The organism is Methylophilus sp. VKM B-3414, assembly GCF_032248435.1.
GTDB lineage: Bacteria > Pseudomonadota > Gammaproteobacteria > Burkholderiales > Methylophilaceae > Methylophilus > Methylophilus glucosoxydans.
Map to the genome: position 1 here is coordinate 128875 of NZ_JAVTLI010000010.1, position 25770 is coordinate 154644.

The 25770-nt window shown below is 51.1% G+C and carries 20 protein-coding genes and 1 other RNA gene; 7 read left to right on the plus strand and 14 right to left on the minus strand.

The window, feature by feature from the left end:
- Nucleotides 1-18 precede the first annotated feature (18 nt).
- Both Q9292_RS10465 and glgC read right to left on the minus strand, forming a co-directional pair.
- Complete coding sequence (locus Q9292_RS10465; protein ID WP_313987716.1) at nt 19-1722, minus strand: glycoside hydrolase family 57 protein; 1704 nt, start codon at nt 1720-1722, stop codon at nt 19-21.
- Nucleotides 1723-1758: 36 nt separating this feature from the next.
- On the minus strand, nt 1759-3081 hold the full coding sequence (glgC, locus tag Q9292_RS10470) for a glucose-1-phosphate adenylyltransferase (RefSeq protein ID WP_313987719.1): 1323 nt from the start codon (nt 3079-3081) through the stop codon (nt 1759-1761).
- A 220-nt stretch (nt 3082-3301) separates the two neighbouring features.
- On the opposite strand from glgC, the gene glgB reads away from it, so the two are divergent.
- Both glgB and pgi read left to right on the plus strand, forming a co-directional pair.
- Nucleotides 3302-5518 carry a 1,4-alpha-glucan branching protein GlgB gene (gene glgB, locus Q9292_RS10475; protein WP_313987722.1) on the plus strand — a complete coding sequence of 739 codons (2217 nt, stop codon included), beginning with the start codon at nt 3302-3304 and terminating at the stop codon, nt 5516-5518.
- A 126-nt stretch (nt 5519-5644) separates the two neighbouring features.
- Complete coding sequence (gene pgi / locus Q9292_RS10480) at nt 5645-7297, plus strand: glucose-6-phosphate isomerase (protein ID WP_275355392.1); 1653 nt, start codon at nt 5645-5647, stop codon at nt 7295-7297.
- Between the two features lie 71 nt (nt 7298-7368).
- Here pgi and Q9292_RS10485 read toward each other — a convergent pair whose 3' ends face one another.
- The 3 genes from Q9292_RS10485 to Q9292_RS10495 all read right to left on the minus strand — a co-directional run bounded on the left by Q9292_RS10485 (nt 7369) and on the right by Q9292_RS10495 (nt 11131).
- Entirely contained in the window at nt 7369-8010 is a 642-nt protein-coding gene (locus Q9292_RS10485; RefSeq protein WP_275355394.1) for a response regulator transcription factor, read from the minus strand.
- Nucleotides 8011-8091: 81 nt separating this feature from the next.
- A complete protein-coding gene (locus Q9292_RS10490; RefSeq protein ID WP_275355396.1) occupies nt 8092-9210 on the minus strand; it encodes an ATP-binding protein in 1119 nt (372 codons plus the stop codon).
- Between the two features lie 118 nt (nt 9211-9328).
- Nucleotides 9329-11131 (minus strand): GGDEF domain-containing protein, encoded by a 1803-nt coding sequence (locus Q9292_RS10495; RefSeq protein WP_313987730.1) that lies wholly within the window; start codon nt 11129-11131, stop codon nt 9329-9331.
- Between the two features lie 203 nt (nt 11132-11334).
- Here Q9292_RS10495 and ffs point away from each other — a divergent pair.
- From ffs to Q9292_RS10520, 5 genes are all read left to right on the plus strand, one after another.
- An RNA gene (gene ffs / locus Q9292_RS10500) (signal recognition particle sRNA small type) lies at nt 11335-11431 on the plus strand.
- A 126-nt stretch (nt 11432-11557) separates the two neighbouring features.
- Nucleotides 11558-13348: a DNA polymerase III subunit gamma/tau gene (gene dnaX / locus Q9292_RS10505; protein ID WP_313987733.1), complete on the plus strand. Its 1791-nt coding sequence runs from the start codon at nt 11558-11560 to the stop codon at nt 13346-13348.
- A 25-nt stretch (nt 13349-13373) separates the two neighbouring features.
- Entirely contained in the window at nt 13374-13682 is a 309-nt protein-coding gene (locus Q9292_RS10510; RefSeq protein ID WP_194747725.1) for a YbaB/EbfC family nucleoid-associated protein, read from the plus strand.
- Between the two features lie 43 nt (nt 13683-13725).
- On the plus strand, nt 13726-14325 hold the full coding sequence (gene recR / locus Q9292_RS10515; protein WP_313987738.1) for a recombination mediator RecR: 600 nt from the start codon (nt 13726-13728) through the stop codon (nt 14323-14325).
- Nucleotides 14326-14541: 216 nt separating this feature from the next.
- A complete protein-coding gene (locus tag Q9292_RS10520) occupies nt 14542-16923 on the plus strand; it encodes an EAL domain-containing protein (protein WP_194747729.1) in 2382 nt (793 codons plus the stop codon).
- Between the two features lie 44 nt (nt 16924-16967).
- Here Q9292_RS10520 and Q9292_RS10525 read toward each other — a convergent pair whose 3' ends face one another.
- The 9 genes from Q9292_RS10525 to Q9292_RS10565 form a co-directional block, all read right to left on the minus strand.
- A complete protein-coding gene (locus tag Q9292_RS10525; RefSeq protein WP_313987741.1) occupies nt 16968-17612 on the minus strand; it encodes an HAD-IA family hydrolase in 645 nt (214 codons plus the stop codon).
- A 4-nt stretch (nt 17613-17616) separates the two neighbouring features.
- Complete coding sequence (gene ubiG / locus Q9292_RS10530; protein WP_313987743.1) at nt 17617-18315, minus strand: bifunctional 2-polyprenyl-6-hydroxyphenol methylase/3-demethylubiquinol 3-O-methyltransferase UbiG; 699 nt, start codon at nt 18313-18315, stop codon at nt 17617-17619.
- 19 nt (nt 18316-18334) lie between these two features.
- Complete coding sequence (locus tag Q9292_RS10535; RefSeq protein WP_313987746.1) at nt 18335-19672, minus strand: TRZ/ATZ family hydrolase; 1338 nt, start codon at nt 19670-19672, stop codon at nt 18335-18337.
- Between the two features lie 104 nt (nt 19673-19776).
- The gene (locus Q9292_RS10540; RefSeq protein ID WP_313987749.1) at nt 19777-20883 is read right to left on the minus strand and encodes an OmpA family protein; all 1107 of its coding nucleotides are present in this window, start codon (nt 20881-20883) and stop codon (nt 19777-19779) included.
- A gap of 123 nt (nt 20884-21006) precedes the next feature.
- Nucleotides 21007-21732: a (5-formylfuran-3-yl)methyl phosphate synthase gene (locus Q9292_RS10545; protein WP_313987750.1), complete on the minus strand. Its 726-nt coding sequence runs from the start codon at nt 21730-21732 to the stop codon at nt 21007-21009.
- An 8-nt stretch (nt 21733-21740) separates the two neighbouring features.
- Entirely contained in the window at nt 21741-22316 is a 576-nt protein-coding gene (locus Q9292_RS10550) for a DUF447 domain-containing protein (RefSeq protein ID WP_313987753.1), read from the minus strand.
- Entirely contained in the window at nt 22313-23800 is a 1488-nt protein-coding gene (locus Q9292_RS10555; RefSeq protein ID WP_313987756.1) for a DUF6513 domain-containing protein, read from the minus strand. The genes Q9292_RS10550 and Q9292_RS10555 overlap by 4 nt, the downstream gene beginning before the upstream one ends.
- Nucleotides 23801-23804: 4 nt before the next feature.
- Nucleotides 23805-24389: a flavoprotein gene (locus tag Q9292_RS10560; protein WP_313987759.1), complete on the minus strand. Its 585-nt coding sequence runs from the start codon at nt 24387-24389 to the stop codon at nt 23805-23807.
- Nucleotides 24390-24404: 15 nt separating this feature from the next.
- Nucleotides 24405-25739, minus strand: coding sequence for an adenylosuccinate synthase (locus Q9292_RS10565; RefSeq protein ID WP_313987762.1), 1335 nt, complete (start codon nt 25737-25739; stop codon nt 24405-24407).
- Between the last annotated feature and the right edge of the window lie 31 nt (nt 25740-25770).

Consider the following 25770-nt stretch of genomic DNA (forward strand, 5'->3'; position numbering starts at 1 on the left):
TCAAATCAGTTGAAAGAATCAGGCGTTGCCCCGGCGCATGGTGCCTGCATTTTCGGCATCGCCACCGCCCAGACTGATGGGTTGTAACAAATGTGCAGGGGCTGTCAGGCCAAGTAATTTGTACAGGTTGCTCAAATTACGGCGATAGAGCTGGTCAAAACTTTGTACGCTTTGGGCGCTGTTGTAATCGCCAAACCACCAGAACCAGTCCGAGCCTTCGCACAAGGCCAATTGCTGCTGGCATTTTTGTTTCTGTTCGGCTGAAAGTTGGTGTATCTGTTGATCATAATGCCGCTTGGCTTCGCACAACAGATCCCAGGCACGGTTTTTGGCCGGTTCCCCAATCCAGGTACTAAAGGTGCCATAGACCCAACTCCCGGCGCAAATATCATCCAGCAAGCGTGGCGCTGGCAATGCTTGTTTCTGCTGCAAGGCGAGAATATCGCTAAAAGTCGTCATCTGGATATCCGGATGCTGCGCCAGCGCCTGATAGAGCTCGTGCAAGAAATAATAACCGTTGTATGGATAGTATTCCCAGGCATTCTCGCCATCCAGAATCACGCTAACCACCGGCGTCTCTTCACTGTTGGCCAGGATATGCTCCAGCGACTGAATAAAGTCATGCACCGCTTCGCTTGCGTATTGCTTGGAATACTCAAAGCCGATTTTGTCAGACAGATGATCGTCACGGAAAAAGCACACAATATCCTGCTGACCATTGGTGATTTTATAAGGCTGATACAGGTATTGCGATGGCGTGTCGTGCGGCAGACCGAGTTTACGCAAGCTGTTAGCCAGCACACCCTGGCCAGTGGCCGCCCAGGCCACGCCCTGCTCTGCCAGCAACGATAGTGCAGGATGTGAGACCGCGCCTTCAGCAGGCCACATGCCATTGGCGGGCTGACCAAATATTTTTTCATGATAGCGCTGTGCCGCCTGCACATGAGCAATCGCACGCGGATAACCGTCTGGATAGGTGGCTGACTGCGGCAACGGCGCATCGGGCATGGCGTCACGAGCACTTTCCAAATCAATGAGCAATGGCAAGATGGGATGGTAGTAAGGCGTGGTGGTCATTTCAATGCGGCCTTTTTTCAGCAAGGCCTGATAGCGCGGCAAAATGCCTTGCAAGGTCTCGCTAATCACGGCTAACAGCGCTTGCCTGTCTTCCAGGGTAAACAACACGCCTTTTTGCATCAGGGTTTGCACAGTTTTGTTTTTGCGGCGCAAGCTCTCCCCCGTCCATGCCAGGTGGTACCAGACCAGCAAGTCCGCTTTATATTGCGCCGAGAGATAATGAAACTGGCCGTTTTGCATAATAGGCGCCACCAGTTCATACAGCTTGAGCAAGCGCTGATAATGCGGAAAAGGACTCAACATTTTTTCATGGTGTGCCTTGAAACAGCTGTCCACAATCAGGCGACACTCTTCATCCGTGATGTTTTCCAGATTGGGATTTGCCAGCAAACGCAGTAATGGGTCGCGCCACTGTCCGGACCGTGACTGCTCAGCATAATCTTCGAGCTGCTCCACCAGAATAGGTACAAAATTGAAGGTTACCCTGGCGTTTGGATTTTGCTCCAAGTGAAAGGCCATATCACTGTAATCCTTGAGCGCATGCAAATACGTCCATGGCAGCACAAACTCGCCTGTCACCAGATCACGGTAATCCGGTTGGTGCATGTGCCAATATAAATTCAAGAGCAATTTTTTATCGGACATCCTTCAACCTCTTTCACTCACTCAATGACTTTTAAACTACTTCACACGGTATAAATCTTGGCCCAGCATGTCGGGTGTGACCAGTACGATGCCTTTTTCAGAGACATGAAAGCGCTTTCTATCGCGCTCCAGATCGACACCGATCTGCATGCCAGCAGGAATCTCGCAGCCGCGGTCTATCACTGCGTTGCGCATGATGACCCCCTCGTTAATTTTGACCTTGGGCAGCACTATAGCGCCATCCAGATCGGAATAATCCGCCACATGCACGCCGGAAAAAAGCACTGAGTTAGACACGCAAGAACCACTGATCAGGCAGCCCCCTGACACCAGCGAGTCTGTCGCCTTGCCCGTACGGCCTTCATCCTTGAATACAAATTTGGCCGGCGGCAGTTGTTCCTGATACGTCCAGATCGGCCATTCACTGTCATACAGATTGAGCTCTGGAATCACCTTGGTCAGCTCCATATTGGCTTCCCAGTAGGCATCTATGGTTCCCACATCCCGCCAGTAAAAGTTGTTGCCTTGTGCACCGACGCAACTATCGGTAAATCGGTGCGCCTGTACCCGGTATTTTTTGATGATGTAAGGAATAATGTCCTGCCCAAAGTCGTGGTGTGACTTGCGGTCATAAGCATCCCGGATCAATTGTTCGTACAAAAACTTGGCATTGAAGATATAAATACCCATGCTGGCAAAAGCCACCTCGGGATTGTTCGGGCTAGGCTTGGGATGCGCTGGCTTTTCATCAAAGGCGATCACGCGGTCGGTGGCGTCCACCTCCAATACCCCAAACCCTTTTGCGTCTTCGAGCGGCACATTGATGCAGGCAATGGTCATATCGGCATTGCTGCGCGCATGCGTCGCCAGCATTTTGCCGTAGTCCATTTTATAGATATGGTCGCCGGCCAAGACCAGAATATATTCGCCGCCATTCTCTCGCAGCAAATCAATATTCTGATAGACCGCATCAGCCGTGCCTTTGTACCACTCCTCGCCCAGACGCTGCTGGGCAGGAATAATATTGACGTATTCGTTAAATTCCCCACGCAAAAAACCCCAGCCGCGCTGAACATGCTGAATCAGGCTTTGCGCTTTGTATTGGGTCGCCACATTAATGCGGCGGATGCCAGAGTTAATGCAATTGGACAAGGGGAAGTCGATAATGCGGAATTTGCCACCAAACTGTACAGCAGGTTTGGCCCGCCAGTCGGTGAGGTTTTTTAACCGGCTGCCACGACCACCCGCCAGGATAATGGCAACGGTATTTTTCGTCAGGTTACTGATAAACCGGTCGGAGGGACGTTCTTGCCGCCGGTTGGCTTTACGACGTTCAACAAACTCTGCTACTTGAGACATGATGCTATTCCTGTTTTTCCTGATCCGGGGAACCAGCCTACAGTCATTATTGTCAGCGTTGCGCGTTTCAGCAGAGACGACACAAGGCTTTGCATCTGCAGGTCTGACATCCACAGTCTGCATGATAATTGGGGTAAAGACAACGAAATTCCGGGGGCGAATGACGTAAATCTTAACTTTTTTTGATAGCATGGAATCTGCTTAACCGGATACCGACAGCATGACTGCCAAAGCTTCTCATCAAATTGCCACCGACAATCATCATTTGCAACGGATTTTAGACGCCACCCATCATAATCCCTTTGAATATTTGGGGTCGCATCAGGATGCGAAAACCAAACGCTGGCAGGTGCGTGTGTTCATACCAACGGCAGAACAAGTATGGCTCAACAATGGCAAAAATTGGCAGCCCATGCAGCAGGCGCATGCCCAGGGCTTGTTTATTTACGAGTCAGATAATCCGATTTCAACCCCTGCCCCACTGCAAGTTCAGCCCAAGGGGCAAACTAGCCGTTACGAAACCCTGGATGTCTATGGTTTTGACAGCACCGTGTCTGCCGATGACCTGTATCTATTTGCTGAAGGTCGTTTTTACCAAGCCTACAATACCCTGGGCGCGGTCCCCATGCAGGTGAATGGGGTGGCGGGCGTCCGGTTTGCTGTCTGGGCGCCCAATGCGTCACGGGTCAGTGTGGTCGGCAACTTTAACCAGTGGGATGGCCGTATCCATGCCATGCGTGTCATTGGCAGCACCGGCGTTTGGGAGTTATTTATTCCCCACCTGACCGAACATGATTTATACAAATTTGAGATCCGCAACCGCGAGCATGGCTATGTCATGCTCAAGGCCGACCCCTATGGCAGAGCCTTTGAGCCTAGACCCGGCACGGCCAATCGCATCTGCCATAGCGAATACACCTGGCAAGATGATGGCTGGTTGCAGCAACGCCAGCAGCATGACTGGCTGCATGCCCCCTTTAACTGTTATGAAGTGCATTTAGGCAGTTGGCAACGAGACCCAAACGGCCACTTTATGGGCTATCGCGCCATGGCAGAGGCACTGATTCCACATTTGTTAGAGATGGGCTATACCCATATCGAGCTGTTACCAATTGCCGAACATCCGCTGAATGAATCCTGGGGTTATCAGGTGACGGGCTACTTTGCCCCCACCCAGCGCTATGGCAGTCCGGATGATCTTAAGTATTTTATTGACCGCTGTCATGCCGCCAATATCGGCGTCATTCTGGACTGGGTCCCTGGTCACTTCCCCAAAGATGACTGGGCGCTGGCGCGTTTTGACGGCACGGCGCTGTATGAACATGCCGACCCCCGCCTGGGTGAACATATGGACTGGGGCACCTATATTTTCAATTATGGCCGCAATGAAGTGCGCAGCTTTTTACTCAGCAATGCTTATTACTGGTTGCAAGAGTTTCACATTGACGGCTTGCGTGTGGATGCCGTGGCGTCCATGCTTTACCTGGATTACTCGCGTAAAGATGGAGAATGGTTGCCTAATGTCTATGGCGGACGTGAAAACCTGGACGTGATCGAGTTTCTCAAGCAATTGAACATGATGGTAGGCGAACGCTTCCCCGGCGCATTGACGATAGCCGAGGAATCAACGGCCTGGCCCGCCGTTTCGCGTCCGGTCTATGCCGGGGGCCTGGGGTTCAGCATGAAATGGAATATGGGCTGGATGAATGATGTCTTGACCTACATGCAACTGGATCCGGTCTACCGCCAATACCACCATAATCGCCTGACCTTTGGTCAGATGTACGCTTATTCCGAGAACTTTGTCCTGCCGTTCTCGCACGACGAAGTGGTCCACGGCAAAAAGTCCTTACTCGAAAAAATGCCTGGGGATGATTGGCAAAAATTCGCCAACTTGCGTCTGTTGATGACCTTGCAAATGACCATGCCAGGTAAAAAGCTCAACTTTATGGGCAATGAAATTGCCCAGCGCCGTGAGTGGCGCGTCAACCAAAGCCTGGACTGGCATTTGCTTGAAGACACCGCCGCTGAACATGACATGCATCGCGGCATACAGCGCGTTTGCAAGGACCTCAACTGGCTCTATCGCCAACAAAGCGCACTCCATGCCCATGACTTTGATGCACAGGGCTTTCAATGGATAGACTGCGAAGATGCCGCGCAATCAATATTAAGCTACGTCAGACGCGGCAAAGACCATAGTTTTGTTATAATCCTACTTAATTTCACACCGGTACCGCGCCATCAATACCGTTTGGGCGTACCACAATCGGGTTACTATCAGGAATTGTTTAACAGTGACGCCGCTTGTTATGGTGGCAGCAATGTTGGTAATGGTTCCGGCTGTCCTAGTGACCCCGTGCCATGGATGAACCAGCCAGCCTCCATCAGCCTAAACTTGCCGCCACTTGGGGGTGTCATACTTCAGTTACAATAACTGGTTACACTGACTATATGATGTAGCCTGGCAGTAAAGATTTTTGGCCAGACAAGAAAATTCAGAGATTGCCTTGTCTGGCCCCGTAAATTTAATTGACTTGAAAAACGATAGTAACAACACGACATGGCAAAACTAACCACACATCCGAGCTGGCATGCGCTGAACCAGCATCAAATTGAAATGCGCGATGTTCAAATGCGCGATCTGTTTAACCAAAACCCCAAACGCTTCGAAGAATTCAGTTTAACGGTGGACGACATTCTGCTGGACTACTCCAAGCACCGCATCACTAAAGAAACCCTGTCCCAGTTATTCCAGTTAGCGCGCGACTCAAATATTGAGCAATGGCGCAGCCGCATGTTCAGCGGCGAAAAAATCAACATTACCGAAAAGCGTGCAGTGCTGCACACCGCCCTGCGTAACCGCAGTAATACACCGGTGTATGTGGATGGCAAGGATGTGATGCCAGAAGTGAATGCCGTACTGGCGCAAATGCGGGCCTTTACCGAGCAAGTACGCAACGGCCAATGGACAGGATTTACCGGCAAACGGATTACCGATATCGTAAATATCGGTATTGGTGGCTCAGACCTCGGTCCAGTCATGGCATGTGATGCGTTAAAACCCTACGCCAGCCCCAACTTGAAAGCCCACTTTGTTTCCAACATTGATGGCGCGCACTTGATGCGTGTGCTGGAAGTCTGCGACCCTGAAACCACCCTGTTCATCGTTGCCTCCAAAACCTTTACCACCCAGGAAACCATGACCAACGCGCACTCAGCGCGCCGCTGGTTCCTGCAAGCAGCTAAACAAGATCAGCATGTGGCCAAACATTTTGTCGCGCTGTCCACCAATGCCAAGGCCGTGCAGGCATTCGGCATAGACACCAACAACATGTTTGCTTTCTGGGACTGGGTAGGTGGTCGTTACTCCCTGTGGTCAGCCATCGGTCTGTCCATTGCGCTCTATGTCGGCATGGACAACTTTGAACAGTTGCTGGCAGGCGGTCACGCCATGGATCAGCACTTCTTGTCGGCGCCACTGGAACAGAACATGCCTGTCATCATGGCCTTGCTGGGTGTCTGGTACAACAATTTCTTCCATGTTGATACGCACGCGATTTTGCCTTATGACCAGGGCATGTCTCGCTTTGCGGCCTATCTGCAACAAGCAGACATGGAAAGTAATGGCAAATTTATTTGCCGTGACGGTAGCCGCGTCAGCTACAAAACGGGCCCGGTCATCTGGGGCGAAGCTGGCACCAATGGCCAGCATGCGTTTTACCAGTTGATTCACCAGGGCACACAAATGGTTCCGGCAGACTTTTTGATGCCAGCCAACAGCCATTACAAAGTGGGTAGCCCAGACGATCAGCACCATAAAATCCTGCTGGCTAACTTCCTGGCACAAACCCAAGCCTTGATGTTGGGCAAAACCCGTGAAGAAGCACGTGCCGAACTGGAAGCACAAGGCATGAGCGGCCAGGCACTGGAAGATCTGCTGCCGCATAAAGTGTTTGAAGGCAACCGCCCAACCACGTCTATCCTGTTTAAACAGCTCACACCCTTTACCTTGGGTAAACTGATTGCGCTTTATGAGCACAAGATTTTTGTGCAAGGCATGATCTGGGACATTAACAGCTATGACCAGTGGGGTGTGGAATATGGTAAGCAGATTGCGAGCCAAATTCTGCCACAGCTGAATACCAACGAGCCGGTAAACAGCTTTGATAGCTCAACCAACGGCTTAATCAATTACGCGAAGAAAATTTCATAGCATATTGATTAATATTAAAAAAGGCCTCTATTGAGGCCTTTTTTTATTGTGCGGTGCTATCTCAAGCGCCCCTAAACCAATTGGTTCTTGATGGCGTAATGGGTGATATCGGCATTATGTTTAAGATGCATTTTTTCGAGCAGCCGCGTCCGGTACATGCTGACCGTTTTCACCGACAATGCGAGTTTATCTGCAATCTCACTGACTGACTGCCCGGAAGCAATCATGCGCATGACCTGAAACTCGCGATCTGAAAGGGTTTCGTGCAAGGCCACCGCATAATCATTCCCCACCTGCTCGGCCAGAATCTCTGCCACGTTGGGGGTAATGTATTTTTTGCCTTTGGCCAGCGTGTGTATGGCGGTGAGCAACTCTTCTGACGCCGTATGCTTGCACAGGTAGCCAGAAGCGCCAGAACGAATGGAGCGCACGGCATACTGCTCTTCCATGTACATGGAAAGCATCAAGATGTTGAGCGCAGCATTTTCTCGCTTGATGAGCTTTAAGGCTTCTATGCCGGTTTTATCCGGCAACGAAATGTCCAGTAGCATGACATCGGCAGCCACTTCACGTACACATTTAATCGCCTGCGCAACATTCTCCGCCTCACCGACGACATCAATATCCCCACTCGCAAGCAATATTTGCTTGATGCCAGAACGTAAGATGGCATGGTCATCTACGATAATGACTTTTATTTTTTGTATATCCAACCTGATCCCTCTGTTTTGCTGGTTGCACCATGGCTAATCCAGAAACTGCGCTGTTGATTGTAAATCGGATCAGCCATTCTGTCACGACTCTGCGGGCTTGAACGGCGCTTGCACCCGGATACAAGTGCCAGATGCGGCGCTGGAAGATTCAATCTGGCACTCGCCCCCCAGTGCCGCCGCTCTTTCCTGCATACCTCTCAGGCCAAATGCGTTCGATTTGATCTTGTCGGCAGGGGCAATGCCGATGCCATTATCCGTGATGTTCATGAATAACAGCTGATCCTTGAGGCTGAGCTCCACTTCGACCGCATTGGCCTGCGCATATTTGGCGATGTTCGAGAGCGCCTCCTGACAAATCCGGAACAACGCCATGGATTGATCGGGATCACACTCCAAATCATGACAATTGGTGATAAATTTTGCCGAGATGCCTAATTGCTTTTTGAACTGGCTCACCTGCCACTCCAGCGCATCCACCAGCCCCAGATCGAGAATGTTGGGTCGCAAATTGCCAGAAATACGATGTACGGAATCAAACGTCTGGTTGATGATCCCTTGCAACAAATGCGCTTGCTCGAGGTTGACCGGCTCACCGGCCTCAATTTGCTGGATGATGGTCGACAAGCCCAGCTTCATCGCAGTCAGGTTGCCGCCGAGGTCATCATGAATTTCACGCGCAATCGACACGCGCTCCTGCTCTTTGACCTGGTTCAAGTGCGCCGTCAGTGCCTGCAGATCTTGCCTGGCTTGCTCGATCTCCTGTTTTTCATGCTTACTCTGGCTAATATTGAGCATAATGCCATCCCACTGCACCGCGCCCTGCCCCAAGTCTTGCACGGTAGCCCGGATATTGACCCATTTCATGTCTTGCCAGTCGGCAATCCAGATTTGTCCTTCCCAATCCAGGCGTTTGTGTTGCCGGGCGGATTTTTGCAAGTTTTGCTTGAACAGATGGGCGGAAGGTTGATCCATGGCATCAAACAGGGTGTTGGCATCCTTGAGCAATGCTGCGGCCGGGATACCCAGCAAGGCTTCGCAGCCCTCACTCACATAAGTAAAAACCACTTGAGCATCTGCAGTCATATGCATCTGGAACACGAGTCCTGGAATGCTGGAAACAATGGCGGAGAATCTGCGCTCGCTTTCATGCAAGGCATGTTGGACACTATCAATAGGAAAATGGCTGGCTGGCGTAGACACATGGCACCTCAATCAAGATGCCAGCTAGCATATCATGTCAACCCACGGCTGGATATGACAGTCAGTGATCCCGGATAAAACCGCTGTCGATCAACAAAGTGCTGACCAAGCGCACAAGCTAGGGATTGACGGTGCCAACTAGATCAGTTTCAGTCATCACCCGGTTTTTGCCGCGTTTTTTGGCCAGGTACATGGCCTGATCTGCGCGCAACAAGATGGCACTGACATCGTCCTCTTTCTGGAACAAGGCGACACCTGCACTAAAGGTGATCAGCAGCTTTTGGTTATTACCCATGAAGTACTCTTTGGTCAGTGATCGCTGCAAGCGCGACATAATGATCACCGCCTCTTGCAAGTCGGTCTTGGGCAGAATGACAACAAACTCTTCGCCCCCCATTCTGGTCACAATATCCGTCGGCCTCACCGCACGTTTTACCACTGAAGCCAGATGTTTGAGCGCAGCATCCCCGGCGGCATGCCCATGCTGGTCATTGAGCGATTTAAAATTATCGATGTCGAGCAAAGCCACACTAAATGACTCACCGCTACGCTGAAAACGCGCAATCTCGGCCTGGAAGGCATCGTCCATACCGCGGCGATTGAGCACGCCGGTGAGTTGGTCAATTCTGACGACCTCACTCAACTGCTGCAACTCCAGTTGCAATTGATCAATACGGTCTTGCGTATCCGTTGCCTTGCGCTGTTGGATAAGCAAGTCATCGCGCGAACGCAGGATGTCGGTCTGCATGACAGAAGTATCGCGCATCAACTGGTTGACCAGCTCATTAATTTTAATCAAATCATCAGTTTGAGAGAGCTCTTTGGCATAGGTCTCGATTTTGCCACTGTAGAGTTCGCTGGCTTCACCCATATATTTGAGCTTATCAATAAAAGTACTGATTAAGGTTTTAAATGAGTTCCTCGCCTCAATCAGACTGTGCTTGACCAGTCCTTGCTTGTAAATAACCTCTTTGAGGCTTTTTTCGGCTTGTTTAAGCTTGGTTCTATCCAGCGGACCGGTAATAATCGACTGTACAGCATAGACCTGACCACTCAGCCAGCTATCTTCAGCCACCAGTTCACCGATATTTTCCAGTAGCAAATGCAACAAGTCGATAATGTCGCCACGCACGTCATCCTCTTGCGCGCCCATCACCTCGACCCGCATCAATAACGCTTTAAGTGACTTGGCCAAAGCCTCCCACTCTTTAAGCTTTTTAGCGCGCTCGGCAGATTCCTGCAGGGCCACCGCCTCCGCCTGCAAGTCTGGATACCCTTGCAAACGGGGAATCAAGCCCAGGTAAAGTGTTTGCTTCAACAAGGTCTGCAAAATGGTAAAAGCGCCATGGAACTGCTGTACTTCAGAGGGCAAACCTTGTTCACTGGATATATCCAAGACAGGTTGCGACGTCGAAGCTGTGGACGCGTCAGCCGCATCAGTCAAGGCAATCCCCTCAACCCGGGCTTCAGAAGGCAACCACATATTCGCCATGCCGATCAACTTGTCGGACAGGCTCTCGTCATCACCAAAATTAATGAGCACACGTTCCAGCGTCTCACGCTTTCTGGCAGTATCTATGCCACTGCGCTTGTCGTCCCAGGCTTGCAATAAAACACGAATCGCCTTGGGCCATTTGGTGGAATGACTAAGCTGCTGTTGCATGGCCTCAGTCAGCAATTCCCCCAGCCCTTGCCAGTTATCCTGTTTAAGCACTTTTTCCCAGCGGTTAATCCAGTTGGTTTGCTCCAGCGTGTCGTGGGGCAACTGCTTCAATGCCTTGCGCAACGCACTGGCAGCATCCTCCTTCACCGGTTTACCTGCAATCTCATAGTAAATCTGCATGTAATTGTCCGGTGTCGGTTCGACACGCCTGACAGCCATTTGCTTGATGGTTTCACGTGCAACTTCTGAAGCTGTCATGGATGATCCGTTTGCTGCCATCGTTTTCTGCCAAATCACACTAAAATTAATAGGATGCAAATATTATGCGGGGCGATGATTGGAATTTATTGGTGTATAAGAAGGTAAATAATTGTTTATTTCAGAAGCTTTACCTCTGCAGGTGAAATGAGGCACGGCGAAAATAAGGCGGTAAAAAAACGTTTTTGCGTTACAATAGCGTCCGCGGGCCTCCCCGCATTGTAAGGTAGCCAACCTGGTCAGGTGCGGAAGCAAGCAGCCACAACTATCAAGCAAGTGCCGGGGGTTGGGCTCGCCCCTTCTCTCCAGCCCTTCTGTTTGTCATGCCAGCGTTGATCTCAATGTTATGGTTTGTGGCAAGCATGAGTCGGCAAATTAGGCTAAAGTACAGGTTTGCCTTATTGCTTTTAATCAGTAGAGTGCGCGATGTCTTACCAAGTGTTGGCGCGTAAATGGCGCCCCAAATCTTTTGCCAGTCTGGTGGGCCAGGACCATGTAGTCCAGGCCCTGAGCAATGCTCTGAGCCAACAGCGCCTGCATCATGCTTACCTGTTTACCGGCACCCGTGGCGTCGGCAAGACCACCCTCTCCCGTATTCTGGCAAAATCGCTGAACTGTGCGACCGGCATCACCGCAACGCCTTGCGGCGAGTGCGAGGCATGCCGTGCGATTGATATCGGCCGGTATGTAGATTACGTGGAAATGGATGCGGCCTCTAACCGCGGCATTGCAGACATGGTGAGCTTGCTTGAGCAGGCGATCTACGCGCCGTCCTCCGGCCGCTTCAAGGTCTACATGATAGACGAAGTGCATATGCTGACCAAAGAGGCGTTTAATGCCATGCTGAAAACGCTGGAGGAGCCGCCTGCCCACGTCAAATTCATTCTGGCGACCACAGATCCACAAAAAGTCCCGGTCACCATTTTGTCGCGCTGCCTGCAATTCAACCTGCGCCAAATGGCCAGCAGTACCATTACCGCCCACTTGCAAGACATTCTGGGCCAGGAGCAAATTCCATTTGAGGCGCCCGCATTACAGCTGATAGCGCGTGCGGCCAATGGCAGTATGCGTGACGCGCTCTCACTGACCGACCAGGCAATTGCTTATGGCAACCAGTCCGTCCGTGAAAGCGATGTGCGTAGCATGCTGGGGGCGATTGACCAAAGCTACCTGTATGATTTGTTGCGGGCGTTGATCGCACAAGATGCAGCCAGCCTGCTCAATATCGCACAGCAAATGGAGTCGCGCAGCATCGGCTTTGAAAGTGCCCTGAACGACCTTGCAGCTTTGTTGCATGTGCTAGCTGTCTCGCAATACGCGCCCCAATCAATTGCAGACGATCACCCCGAGCGGCAGAACTTGCTGGAACTTGCCGCAGCCTTGCCCGCAGAAACCCTGCAGCTGTATTATCAGATTGCTATTTTAGGTCACCGCGATATTGGCCTGGCCCCGGATGCTTATGCAGGCTTTACCATGACGCTGTTGCGTATGCTGGCATTTAAAGCCGATGCAATGGCCACCACCCCCGCGCCCCCGTCAAGCACAGAAGGTCATGGCCGTGGCAGCGCTCCGAGTGTTGGCAGCGCGCGCGCCGCCTTGGCGCAAAGTTATCAAGCCAGCAGCGCAACCAACCCTGCAACAGCGGATCATGCGATGCGCAAGCGGGCGGTGGAACAGGCTCCCGAAAGTGCTACTGAACCAGGCGCATCTTTCACCACTGCCCCCCTGGCAGAAATGTCGCAGCCAGCGCTTTCGGCCCCAGCACCGACAGCCGTTGCCAGTGAGGCAGTGCATGTTGCGATGCCTGAGGCGCAAGAAACAAGCGCTGCATTGGACTGGGATGGCAACTGGCGTGCACTGGTAGAGAACCATTTGAGCAAATTGGGCCTGGTACGCGCACTGGCACAAAATTGCGAGCTGGTCCAGTTTGAGGACGATGCCATGACATTGCGGATTAGCGAGTCACATAAACACCTGGCCAGTGCCAATTATCTCGAAAAACTCAATGCTGCTTTAAACAGCCATTTTGGCCGCCGCTTGCAACTGATCATCACCACCAGCCAGGAAGCCAATACGCCCGCCAGACAGCTGGCCGTCGAAAAAGCAGAATTACAGGATCAGGCTACACAAGCGATTATGAGTGACCGGTTTGTGCAAGGCCTGATGCAGGAAATGGGCGCAACGATAGTGCCAAATTCCATTAAACCCTTACATTAACCACACGTAACTTCAGGAGCAGACAATGATGAAAGGTGGCATGGGCAATATGATGAAACAGGCCCAAATGATGCAAGCCAATATGCAAAAAGCCCAGGCAGAACTGGCAAACACTGAGGTGGAAGGTATTGCCAGCAATGGCATGGTCAAAGTGACCATGACCTGTAGCAATGATGTGAAACGCGTACAGATTGATGACGCGGCCATGGATGACAAAGAAACACTGGAAGACTTGCTTATGATTGCGTTGAAAGATGCGAAAGCGAAAGCCGAAGCGACCAGTTCAGCGAAAATGAGTGGCCTGATGCCACCAGGCTTCAAGTTGCCGTTCTAGTGCCTGACGCCCACCCATATTATCGTCGACGCGGAGACCAGGCGTGAATCACCCGGCAGTTCTGGATCAGCTGATCAGTGCCCTGCGCTGTCTGCCGGGCGTGGGGCCCAAATCCTCCACGCGGATGGCCTATCACTTGCTGCAACGTGACCGTGAAGGTGCACAAAAGCTGGCAGCCAGTCTGCAACAGGCGCTGGATAAGCTGGCGCATTGCGATTATTGCAACAACTTCAGCGAGCATCGCGTATGCAGCGTGTGCCAGGATACCCACAGAGACAAATCCACGCTATGTGTGGTGGAGATGCCGACCGACCTCATGATGCTGGAGAATACGCGTAGCTATCAGGGCCAATATTTTGTATTAATGGGAAAACTCTCGCCCATGGATGGCATTGGGCCCAAAGACATTCACCTGGATAAACTGCTCAAACGTGCACAGGACAGCGCGATCCACGAAGTGATTATTGCCACCAACTTTACCTCCGAGGGTGAAGCCACTGCACACTATATTGGGCAGATGCTCAAATCGCGTGGCATTCGCGTCAGCCGGATTGCGCGTGGGTTGCCGATGGGTGGTGAGATTGAGTATGTGGACAGTGGCACGCTGTCTACCGCGTTGCTGGAAAGAAAAGCCGTCACTTAACAGCAAATTAATCGTCAAGCAGTCAAGATAACTGCTGTATTTGATGCCCTTGTGCCAAGACCTTAACAAGTTTTTAAGCAGACTTGTCTTTTATCTTCGTTTTTTCTCTTCATAAACACTCTGTCCTGTCGTTATACAAATGACAGCCTCCCGGTTTTTAATCAGGCGAGTCGTCATTATCGTGAGCTAATAAAAATAAAAGCAAGGTCGTATTCCATGGAATTATTTCTGCATACTTTTGACGCCAATAGTCATACCAACTCTGAAAGTCCGCATTTTTCAGGCATCAACACCGCATCTTTCAGTTATGAGACTGAAGCAGAACTCCTGCAGATTTTAGACCGTGTCATTGCCGAGGAGCCTGCACATACACTCAGAGATACCTGGGTGCTGGTGTCACAGGACAAGCAGGCCATGCATCCAATGGAAGCCTTGCAGGCCACCATGCCATTCAATACCTTTTATGCTAGGCATAAATACCCGTGGCTGCTGTCTGAGCTGACGCCACATGTGCAAATGCATTATCAACCGATTGTCGACTTTGGCCAGAGTGGCAAAGTGTTTGGCTTTGAAGCCTTGTGCAGACTGAAAACACCAGAAGGTAAGTGGCTCAACGGCATGGAGGCTTTCGCCCTTGCCGCCGAGGTTAAACGCAGCCACGAGTTAGACCTGGCCTGCCAACAGTTGGCGCTGATGGGCAAGTCACAATCAATTTCTGTGGACAAGCCCCTCTTTATTAATGTGCTGCCACAAACAATCATGAGTCCGGGCTGGCTCAATTTTATTTTAAATCTATTGAACCAGCAGCAGATTGATCGACGGGATATCGTCATCGAAATTGTTGAGAGTGAAAAAACCAATCCCGAAGTACTGGCGCGTTACTGCGATGAAATCCGTATGCATGGTCTGCGCATCGCACTGGATGACATGGGTTCGGGTTTTAACGGTTTGCGCATCCTGGCTGAGGTACGGGCTGACTTTATCAAGATAGACCGTGCCATTGTGCATGAAGCACAAGGCAGCCGTGTGAGGACAGTGTTACTTGAGGCGATTATTTCGATGGCGCAACGACTGGGATGCACCATTATCGCTGAAGGGCTGGAGCGCGTAGAGGATATTACCTATTGCCAGGATCTAGGCCTGCATTATGCCCAGGGCCATTATTTTGCCCAGCCACAAAGCACGCCGAGCGACAAGGTTGCGGCACTGCCCGTACGGGATGAAGCCCACCGTTCGCATATTCCTGATGATTTTCATATTGGTGAATATATTAGTCACGGCTTGACAATTGATGTCAGCAGCACGCTGGCTGAAGCCAGACGCTTGTTTAACGCGCATGCCGATATTGCAACGGCGGTGGTGCTGGACGGGCAAAAACCGCTGGGGGTATTGCGGCGGGGCAAAGTATTCTCCAAGAAACCCACAGGCCTGGGCGCTTGTTGCGACCCCTTGCCCAAGGTCATCAATCATAAACTGCCCTCTTCGGTGTTGGCGCGCATTTTTTATCTGGAGCGTGGCAATATCGACATCTGGATCACCGTCAATGACGAAGGCGGCTATGTCGGTATCTTGCAGCCGATGGAAATCATGGCTCAGTTGATCAGCCGCAAAACTGCTACCGGCAATCTTCACCCCTTAAGCCATCTGACGACAGGCCCGACACTCCGGCAAACCCTGGATAACAGCTTGCGTAACAATCCCAATACGCAACTGATCTACATAGATCTGGATCATTTCAAGGCCTATAACGACCGCTACGGTTTTATCCGTGGCGATGCCATGATACGACTCCTCTCCGAAATCATCCGACAGGAGTTTCAGGATAAAGCGGGCGTGATGGTGGGCCATATTGGTGGCGATGACTTTGTGCTGATCTATGATCATAAGGCGCCTACCCTTAATGACACCTTATTGCATATCATTAGCCAGTTTCAGGCCCTGGCCGTGCATCTGTATGACGCAACAGATCTGGAACGAGGATTTTTTACCACTGAAGACGGTAAGGATCACCCGGTCGCCAGTGTCTCGATTGCGGTGGTGAATGGCAAACAAGGCAAGCTCGAAAACAGCGTCATTGCCGCTGAACGCGCAGCGCTGCTTAAAAAGATAGGCAAGGCCAATATCGGCAGCATTGTGGTTGTAGAAGATACGCCGCCACAAACCATCCTGCCGAAAAAAGAATTTTATTCAGACTGGCAGCAAAAAGCACTGTCCGCCTTACAGTCGCTGCTACACACGCAACGTTCGACAGGCGCCCATGATTTGGATAGCTGCTTTGCCGAATTCCCCTTCTTTGAGGTGATCTTTGAGTTGGAGCCAAACGGTGTACAACGCTATGCCAACTGGATAAATCCCAACATGTATGGAAAAATCAAGGCTGGCGGTGCAGGCATAGACCGGAGCCAACAAGCCTATTATCGTCGCGTGGCAGAAACTCAGGCGCCTTATATTTCAAGCATTTATCTGTCTACCGCAACCGAAGACTTCTGCCTCACGGTCTCTTTGCCAATTTTGGGTGAGGACGGCCAGCTGGCTAGTATTTTAGTCGCAGATATTAATATTGCGGCGATGGCGGTACTCAGCAGCAAGCGCAATTAGCTGAGCGGCAAGCGCAATGATAAATTGGCGCGGAATCTGCTCAGTTATAAATACGCCAGCAAGTCCTGGGGCTGCTGGATACAGCCATCCGCACCCCATGCCTCAGGCCGATCCACGTCTGACAGGTAGCCAAACAAAGCCACCAGCGTTGTCATGCCCGCTGCATTACCGGCCTGCACATCTCGCTCGGCATCGCCAACATACACCACCTGTTCAGGATCAAGCTGCATACGTTCACAGGCCAATAACAGTGTTTGGGGCGCCGGCTTGGGCTGGGGCGCATCATCCCCGCTGATGACCGCACCCGCGCGGCTATCCAGCGCCATGTGTGTAATCATAGGCAAGGTAAACCGGCGTGGCTTATTGGTGACGATGCCCCAGCGCAGCCCCCGCTGCTCAATCTCCTGTAACACCTCTGCCATGCCGTCAAACAATTGTGGCTGACGGGTCATGACTTGCGTGTATAACTCCAGATATTCAGTGCGCATCTGTTCAAACTCAGCATGATCCGGTAACAGACCAAATCCAATTTCCAGCAGCCCTCGAGACCCATGCGAGGCATAGGGGCGAATCGTCGCTTCTGGTAAAAAGGGCAATCCATGCCGTTCACGCTGCAAATTAAGTGCATATGCCAAATCTGGAGCGGTATCTACCAACGTCCCATCCAGATCAAATAATACGGCTTGCATGTGCTCAACCCTCTTTTACCGCATGTAGCATGTAGTTGACGCTGGTATCTGTTGTCAATTTATATTGTTTACTGAAAGGGTCATAAGTGACGCCTGTCTGATGCTGTAACTCCAGTCCAGATTGACGTAACCAGCTCGCTAATTCAGACGGCTTGATAAACTTGCTGTAATCATGTGTGCCTTTGGGAAGCAGATTAAGGACATACTCAGCCCCGACCACCGCCATCAGGTATGCCTTGGCATTGCGATTAAGCGTGGAAAAAAACAATTGCCCCCCCGGCTTGACCAGTGCAGCGCAAGCACGCACCACGCTGGATGGGTCGGGAACATGCTCCAGCATTTCCATGCAGGTCACCACATCAAACTGCTCCGGCATTTCTGCAGCCAGCGCTTCCACGGCAATACAGCGATACGAAACCTGTGCCCCTGCTTCAAGCGCATGTAATTGCGCCACCTGCAGCGACTTGTCTGCCATATCAATCCCCATCACGTGGGCACCACGTTGTGCCATGGACTCGCTCAGAATACCGCCACCACAGCCGACATCGAGCACCTGTTTGCCCTTAAGCAACGCGCGACTGTCAATATAATTTAAACGTATTGGGTTCAACTGATGCAAAGGTTTGAAGACACCTTGCTGGTCCCACCACTGGTGTGCCAGTTCAGCAAATTTGTTTACTTCTGCAATTTCGACATTGGCCATGATGTTTTCCTAAACAAAATTAATCTGCGGGCTGTTGCATCTTGAGCTGCCACTGCAAAGCGATAGACCGTAATGCCTCGGTCTCAATGCCTGCAAATTGTGGCTGGCCATCTGGTAAGCGCTGATACCGTAATTGACCATTGACCCAGGTATGGGTAACCTGCTCGCGGCTAGCCACATACACCAGATGAGAAATCGGGTCAAAACAAGGCAAGCTATTCAGCTCATCCAGACGAACCGCAATCAGATCAGCCTGCTTACCGACGCTAATGCTGCCAATCTGTGCTTGCAACCCCAGTGCCGTGGCTCCATTAATGGTTGCCATCTGTAGCGCCTGATAAGCTGGCACAGCCTCTGCCTGTTGCGCTGCCACCTTGGCAAGCAAGGCTGCTGTGCGCATTTCCTGCCACAAATCGAGCCGGTTATTACTGGCGGCACCATCAGTGCCTAAACCGATATTGATCCCCGAACGCAACGCAGATGCCACTGGCGCAATCCCACTCGCCAATTTCAGATTAGAACTTGGACAATGCGCGATATGCGCGCCTAAAGTTGCTAGGGTCTCCTGTTCATACTTTTCAAGGTGTACTCCATGCGCCAATACGGTGCTGGGACCAATTACCCCCAGCGCTTGCAAACGCTGCAACGGCCGTACACCAAATTGCTCCTGACTTTGCGCGATTTCCGCCTGGGTTTCATGCAAATGCGTATGAATCCCCAGATTCAACTGTTCGGCAAGTGTGACAACGTCGGTAAAGGTTTGATCACTCACCGTATAGGGGGCATGCGGCGCAAAAGAAAAACTGATAGAGGACTCGGATTTATACTGATCGCGCACTTCTGTGCCCAAGCGGATATATTCACTGGCAGTTGCCGCATAATTACTGGGAAACTCCATAATAGTTAAGCCAATATGTGCGCGTATCCCTGTGCGTTTGGCAGCCTCTATGGTCGCTTGCGGAAAAAAATACATATCGTTAAATGTCGTGATTCCGCCTGCCAGCATTTCCGCACAAGCCAGCAAGCTGCCATCCTGTACGAAAGCGGGTGAGACCCATCTCTTTTCTGCTGGCCAGATATGCTCATTCAACCACGGCATCAACGCATAATCATCAGCATACCCCTTTAACAGGCTCATACTGCTATGAGTATGCAAATTGATCAGCCCGGGCATCACGACATGTTGTGAACAATCAACGACGGGCCAGTCAACCGCCCAATCCGGGATATCGGATTTGGGTACAATCGCCTTGATTTTTCCAGCATCCACAAGAATTGCATGCTGCTCCCGCACGTGTGGCCCTTCATCCATAGTAACGAGCCAGCGTGGTTTGATGATAAATTGGGATTCACTCATGCTTGGATTATAACTGAGGCAGGCTGGCAAATTGAAAGTCCGCCTGCGTGCAGCAACAAAAAAGCCACGCAATTGCGTGGCTTTTTAAACTCACAAGTCAGTGCTTATTGGCAACCTTCTTGTTTCGTACCTTCTGCACGGATTTCAACACGACGGTTAGGTTGCAGGCAAGAGATCAATTTCTTGCTTACTTTTTTACCTTCGCACTGAACCACTGGCTCAGATTTACCTTTACCTTCAGCAGTGATCAAGCTGCTGTCTACACCTTGAGCAACCAAGTAGTCCGCCACTTGTTTTGCACGGCGCTCAGACAACTTCTGGTTGTAAGCTTCAGAACCGATACGGTCTGTGTGACCAGTGACGATCACAGCTTTGATTTCAGGATTTTCTTTGATCTTGGCAGCAACTGCATCCAGTGTAACGCGGCCTTTTTCTTTCAGGTTAGCCTTGTCAAAACCAAACAACTCTTCAGCAGAAACAGTCACTGTTTCGTTGACTGGCTTGCAAACAGGTGCTGGCGCTGGTGCAGGAGCTGGTGCCGGTGCTGGCTCAGCTGCAGCCACTGGAGCTGGTGCTGGCTCTGGCGTTGGCTCTTCAACCACTGGCGCTGGTGCGCCAAAGCGGAAGATACCACCAATATTAAATAATGTGTTATCAACACGGCCAGAATCACCAGCTGTTCCACCAGGGCCGGTAGCTACCAAACGTGCTCTGCTCCATTGATGGCGCAGATCAGCTTGGATACCAAACTTATCATTAAACAAATACTGGGCACCTAAACCTACGTTAGCCATCCAAGAAGTTTTTTTACCATCAATATCAACGTTTGGAATGTTGTAATCTAAATCATTGCGGGCTGCACCAATACCAGCCAACAGGAATGGGCGGAATTTTTCACGACTGAACATATACAATGCGTCCAAACCCAAAGTGGTTTGTTTGTATTTACCACTTGCACCCGCAATGCCAGTATCTTCATCAGCACGGTTATAACCCAGACGACCTTGAATGTCCCAGTGCTCGCTCAGCTCTTTACCAATGGACAAGAAACCACCACGGGCATTATCTGCATCCAGATCACTGTCAGTGTGCATGTAGCTTGCACCTGGCACAACATACCAAGCACCGCGGTACATGTCTTCAGCTTGCGCAGCTTGCGATGCAAAAACAAATGCAGAAGCAATTGCCAAGCCTAAAAAACTTTTTTTCATTCATTGACTCCTTTGTTATTGGGCATTTTCGCCACATCTTTGAAAATACTTACAAACCCAACTATACGCAAACAGTGCAAGAGGCGCAAGCCTAGAGAGCTACAAGCCCAAGTATTTATTGGTTTAGGCGCTCATTTTGCAACAGTTTCCTGACACCTGCCTGACAACGCTCACAATTGATTCAGCCAATAGGTTTGATTGCCTTAACCCTTTTTCACATAAACCACTACGAAAACCCAAAAAGTCCGCCTCTAACGAACACAATTGCGCCAAATACGCCGGTCTGAGTCCGCCGGCCACCCCGACCATTAACTGCAAGCGTCTGGCCATCTCGGTAAATTTCTGAATATGCAATATAGAAACGCAGTCCAAGACTGAGCTAGACTTGTCTATCGTGTCGACCATAACCCCAACATACCCTTGTGTGGCGAGCTTGTTCAAGCGCAACTCAATCGTAGATGTTTGCAATAAACTATCGGGGCTAAACACCGCAACCATCCGCGTGCCTGCCGCAAGCACTTGGCTAATCGCCGCTGTAAACAAAGGATGATCCCAAATGGCTTCCGGCAGCTTAATAATGTCCACGCCAATCTCAAGACGGGATTGGATCAACTCCAGCAATGCAGCCACGGATTCAGCAGTATCGCCCACGGTGGCACTGACCAGAATGTCCGCATGAGCATGCTGCTTTTTGTAACCATTCACTGCCTGCATGATGGCAACTGACTGCGACATACTTAATGCAGAGAGCGCACCATGACTGGTGTCTTTCAAATCAATCAAGCTGACTCCAGCGGCCAGTACCAACTGCGCCTCGACAACCGAATTTACACTGACTAATATGCGCATAGATATCCTTATGCCTGCTGCATGCCTGTTTGCTGTGCCTGGTGGTTGTTAACGCAATCCACCAGCCATTGCCAGGCTTCAAGCTCGTTGGGGCCAGCAGTTTTATCAATCGCAATTTGTAAATACTGCATTTCTTGCGTAATTTTCTCAGCAGGCAACAGATGCAGCCTGCTGACAAGCACGGCCAATTCAACCACTGCCGCCTGGGCACGGTTAAAGCCCATAAATGGCGCATGTGTCTGACTTTCAACCACTTGCATCCATAATTTTGGTCGATTTTCATCCGGCTCGACTGTATCGAGGCTTAATACATGATGCGCCAGACAGTCAGTTAGCCGCACGCTGTGGCCATGCCCGACTGGCAAGGTGGAAAACATTTTTTTTCTGGCAATAGCGGCAGCAAAAACACGAACATCATCAGTCAGATTTAAGACGGCCGACCGGGTATGTAAAATATTCTGCAAGGTAGTTGAGGGCTGGTAAGGCATGATGAGCACGCGCCCTGCCTGCCATTGGATCCCAAACGGCGCAATGTGAACCTCACCTTCAGGAGAGCACGTGGTGATGATGGTTTCGTAAATCATTCTTTGTTTTCCGGGCTGGTTGAATTACCAACGGGCTTTTCCGCTGATGCGTGAACCGTGGCACCACTGGCTTGATCAGGTTTAGTCGCTTCCTGACGCTCTTTGATGGAAGCCTCACGATGTGCAACCTTGGCCTGCTTATTTTGAGCGACTGAGGCAACGCCCCACTCCAGCATTTCATCCTGCACATAGCGTTTCTTCAGTTGCCAGGCAATTTGCGCGCGGGCCAGCTCTACCCCCAAATAAAACGCATGCGAAGCATCGTCTTGTACCTGCAGTTCTGGATAAAATACATAGGGATCCGTCGCTTGCTGCAGACCATCCCGATTATAGACATGTACACCCGCTTCGCTCACCATGATGCGAAAACTGGGGTCCTTAATTTGCCTGGCCATCTCGCCAATTTCCGCCGCACTGTAAGGAAACGGCTTGCGATCATGCAGGCCAAGCAAGCCCGCATCATAGCCACGGGGCAACCGTTTGTCCTGTTTGGCACGGTACATAACACGGCGCGCGATATCTGCCTCAGCCACAGCTTCACAGGCATGCGCGCTAACCGAGGTCGCCAGGACAGCGTTGATATTCAGTTCACTGATCATCCCGAACAGCATGGCGTTAATCCCGGTGGTATCGGCATCCGTCAACTCTGTCAGATTGCCCACGCCCATCATGATCGCGATATCCGGATATTTTTTGCGTAGCTTGTGATAACGTACAATCGATTCGGTGAAACCAAAATGGATGGGATCCAAAATAGGATCGGCAATAAACGCAAGCTCCCGTTTAAGGCAGTACTCGATGGCCCGTTGCAAGCTGGGCATGCTGCCAGGCTTGGCTGGAATCAACACGGGGGTAGAAGCGACTTCTTCTGCAATCCAGAGACTGTTTTCATGCAGGCTTAAGAGGTAATCGGCACCGGCTTTACCCGCTGCCAGCAGATCGTCTTCACGCATGGAATCTACACTTACCTGAAAACCTGCTGACTTGAGCGCACGCACGCTCTCTGTCATGTGCGCAAATGCTTTTCCCGGCAGGCAGCCGAGGTCGATGACATCGGCCCCCTGCTGTTTGAAATGCTGCGCTTTGGCGATGATTTGCTCAACCGTCAGATCTGGTGCATCGACAATTTCAGCAAAAATCAGCACACTATGCTGGCTTAAATCGGGCACTTTTCCTTGCTGACCAAAATATTGTGGCAAATCCTTCAAGTCTTTAGGTCCTCGCTCTACAGGCACACCCCACTGCGACTCCAGCAGGCCGAGATCGCCCTGACAGAGACCAGGTAAAATGACTTTATCAATATTCTCGACTTTGGGTAAGCGGCGGGCGATCAGGGGCGGCGTCATCAATGCCGCAACAGACACCCCGATCTGTTTCACTTCATATTCAAACGGAGACTGTTTACTGTCGGCCTGTATCGCTTGTAATACCTGATGCAGACTGTGTTCTGCCAGTTTTCCGGTAAGAAACAGCAGTCGATTCATGGTGTTAGTCGTGAGTGTGCTCTACCTGTACGCCCTGATGCAAATGCAACTCATGCACGGCTGCCAGACGCGCCATGATCGCATGCTGCAAACCAGCCATGTCTTCAACGACCGTGGTATCCGCAAAGCGTTTTAACTGGGCCACATTATCCAGATCGATCTGGCGTGGATAGACCTTGACCACGTTGTCTCTGGGTGCTTCCGACTCCAACTCTGGCGCCGTATCACATGCAAACACAATGCTTTGGATCCGCGTTTTACCTGCTTGCGCAAACAGGTTGGTGACCAGGCTATCCGAAAAGCCATATGCCATTTTGGCGATAGTATTAGACGTCGCAGGTGAAATCACCAGCGTGTGATATACGCCCTCATAAAAACGCTCGACCGGGACGCTGCTGGCTGTTTTGTCCTGATAGACCTTGTGGCCAGAGGCTTCCAGTGCAGCCTGAAAGCCATATTGCTGGATAATTTCGGCCGCTGCACGGCTCAGGTAAATATCGACCTCCTGCAAGGTTTGCAGAATGGCCAATGACTCTCGCAGATAATGGCCGGAACCGGTAATTGCCCATGCCAATCGTTGTGCACGCATGTCAAGTCACCTTACTCAGGCGAAAGGATGTTGCAGCACGATGGTTTCATCCCGCTCCGGGCCAGTCGAGACAATGGCAATCGGCACGCCACAGACCGCTTCCAGACGCTTGAGGTAATGCTGCGCATTTTTGGGTAATGCATCCCAGGTTTTGACACCGAAGGTGGTTTCGCTCCAGCCTGGCACGGTTTCATAAATCGGCTCACAACGGGCGACGTCATCCGCACCGACCGGCAGCATATCAACCACTTTGCCATCCAGCTTGTAACCCGTGCAAATATCCAGTGACTCAATGCCATCCAGCACATCCAGCTTGGTAATACACAAGCCAGTCAAGCCGTTGATTCGCGCAGAGCGACGCAAGGCTGCAGCATCAAACCAGCCACAGCGGCGTTTACGTTTGGTCACAGTCCCGATTTCCTGTCCCTTGTGAGACATCTGGTAACCTGGTGCGCCTTCTGTTTCAATATCCAGCTCGCTTGGGAAGGGGCCGCCACCCACACGCGTCGTGTAGGCTTTGGTAATACCAAGCACATAGTGCAGCATGTTGGCACCAACACCGGTCCCTGCTGAGGCTTGGCCAGCGATACAGTTGCTGGAAGTCACATAGGGGTAAGTCCCATGGTCCACATCCAGCAAGGTGCCTTGTGCGCCTTCAAACAGCAAGTGTTCGCCACGGGCATTGGCTTCATATAACGCCGCAGAAATATCAGCCACCATCGGCTTCAACGCCACAGCGTGCTGCATGCTGGCATCGTATTGCTGCTGGAAATCTACCGCAGCAGAACCCAGATAATTGGTCAATACAAAATTGTGATAATCCATGACTTCGCGCAGCTTTTCGGCGAAGCGCTCAGGGTGGAACAAATCATAGACACGCAAGGCGCGGCGTGCGACCTTGTCTTCATAGGCAGGGCCAATGCCCTTGCCTGTAGTGCCAATTTTTTTCTCGGCGCTGCGCTTGGCTTCACGTGCCAAATCAACCGCAACGTGATGAGACAAAATCAATGGACAGCCAGGACTGACTTTGAGACGGTTTTTAACATCCAGCCCGCCTTGTTCCAGCGTGGAAATCTCATGCAGCAAATGGGTGGTATCCAGCACCACGCCATTACCGATATAGCAATTGACGCCATCGCGCACAATACCAGAAGGCACCAGGTTTAACTTGTAGACTTTTTGCGCATCCCCTTGGCCGACGACCAGGGTGTGACCCGCATTGTGACCACCCTGAAAACGCACTACACCTTGCGCATGGTCGGTCAGCCAGTCAACAATTTTACCTTTACCTTCGTCGCCCCATTGGGTGCCAATCACAACGACGTTCTTTGCTTGCTTAAATTGTGTCATGTTCAATCAATATCTTGTCTATACAAATTAA

Bases quoted from the DNA above. Each gene is read 5' to 3' on its own strand.
- Q9292_RS10465 (WP_313987716.1), bottom strand. From the start codon at position 1,722: ATGTCCGATAAAAAATTGCTCTTGAATTTATATTGGCACATGCACCAA.
- glgC (WP_313987719.1), bottom strand. From the start codon at position 3,081: ATGTCTCAAGTAGCAGAGTTTGTTGAACGTCGTAAAGCCAACCGGCGG.
- glgB (WP_313987722.1), top strand. From the start codon at position 3,302: ATGACTGCCAAAGCTTCTCATCAAATTGCCACCGACAATCATCATTTG.
- pgi (WP_275355392.1), top strand. From the start codon at position 5,645: ATGGCAAAACTAACCACACATCCGAGCTGGCATGCGCTGAACCAGCAT.
- Q9292_RS10495 (WP_313987730.1), bottom strand. From the start codon at position 11,131: ATGACAGCTTCAGAAGTTGCACGTGAAACCATCAAGCAAATGGCTGTC.
- dnaX (WP_313987733.1), top strand. From the start codon at position 11,558: ATGTCTTACCAAGTGTTGGCGCGTAAATGGCGCCCCAAATCTTTTGCC.
- Q9292_RS10510 (WP_194747725.1), top strand. From the start codon at position 13,374: ATGATGAAAGGTGGCATGGGCAATATGATGAAACAGGCCCAAATGATG.
- Q9292_RS10520 (WP_194747729.1), top strand. From the start codon at position 14,542: ATGGAATTATTTCTGCATACTTTTGACGCCAATAGTCATACCAACTCT.
- Q9292_RS10525 (WP_313987741.1), bottom strand. From the start codon at position 17,612: ATGCAAGCCGTATTATTTGATCTGGATGGGACGTTGGTAGATACCGCT.
- ubiG (WP_313987743.1), bottom strand. From the start codon at position 18,315: ATGGCCAATGTCGAAATTGCAGAAGTAAACAAATTTGCTGAACTGGCA.
- Q9292_RS10535 (WP_313987746.1), bottom strand. From the start codon at position 19,672: ATGAGTGAATCCCAATTTATCATCAAACCACGCTGGCTCGTTACTATG.
- Q9292_RS10540 (WP_313987749.1), bottom strand. From the start codon at position 20,883: ATGAAAAAAAGTTTTTTAGGCTTGGCAATTGCTTCTGCATTTGTTTTT.
- Q9292_RS10545 (WP_313987750.1), bottom strand. From the start codon at position 21,732: ATGCGCATATTAGTCAGTGTAAATTCGGTTGTCGAGGCGCAGTTGGTA.
- Q9292_RS10550 (WP_313987753.1), bottom strand. From the start codon at position 22,316: ATGATTTACGAAACCATCATCACCACGTGCTCTCCTGAAGGTGAGGTT.
- Q9292_RS10555 (WP_313987756.1), bottom strand. From the start codon at position 23,800: ATGAATCGACTGCTGTTTCTTACCGGAAAACTGGCAGAACACAGTCTG.
- Q9292_RS10560 (WP_313987759.1), bottom strand. From the start codon at position 24,389: ATGCGTGCACAACGATTGGCATGGGCAATTACCGGTTCCGGCCATTAT.
- Q9292_RS10565 (WP_313987762.1), bottom strand. From the start codon at position 25,739: ATGACACAATTTAAGCAAGCAAAGAACGTCGTTGTGATTGGCACCCAA.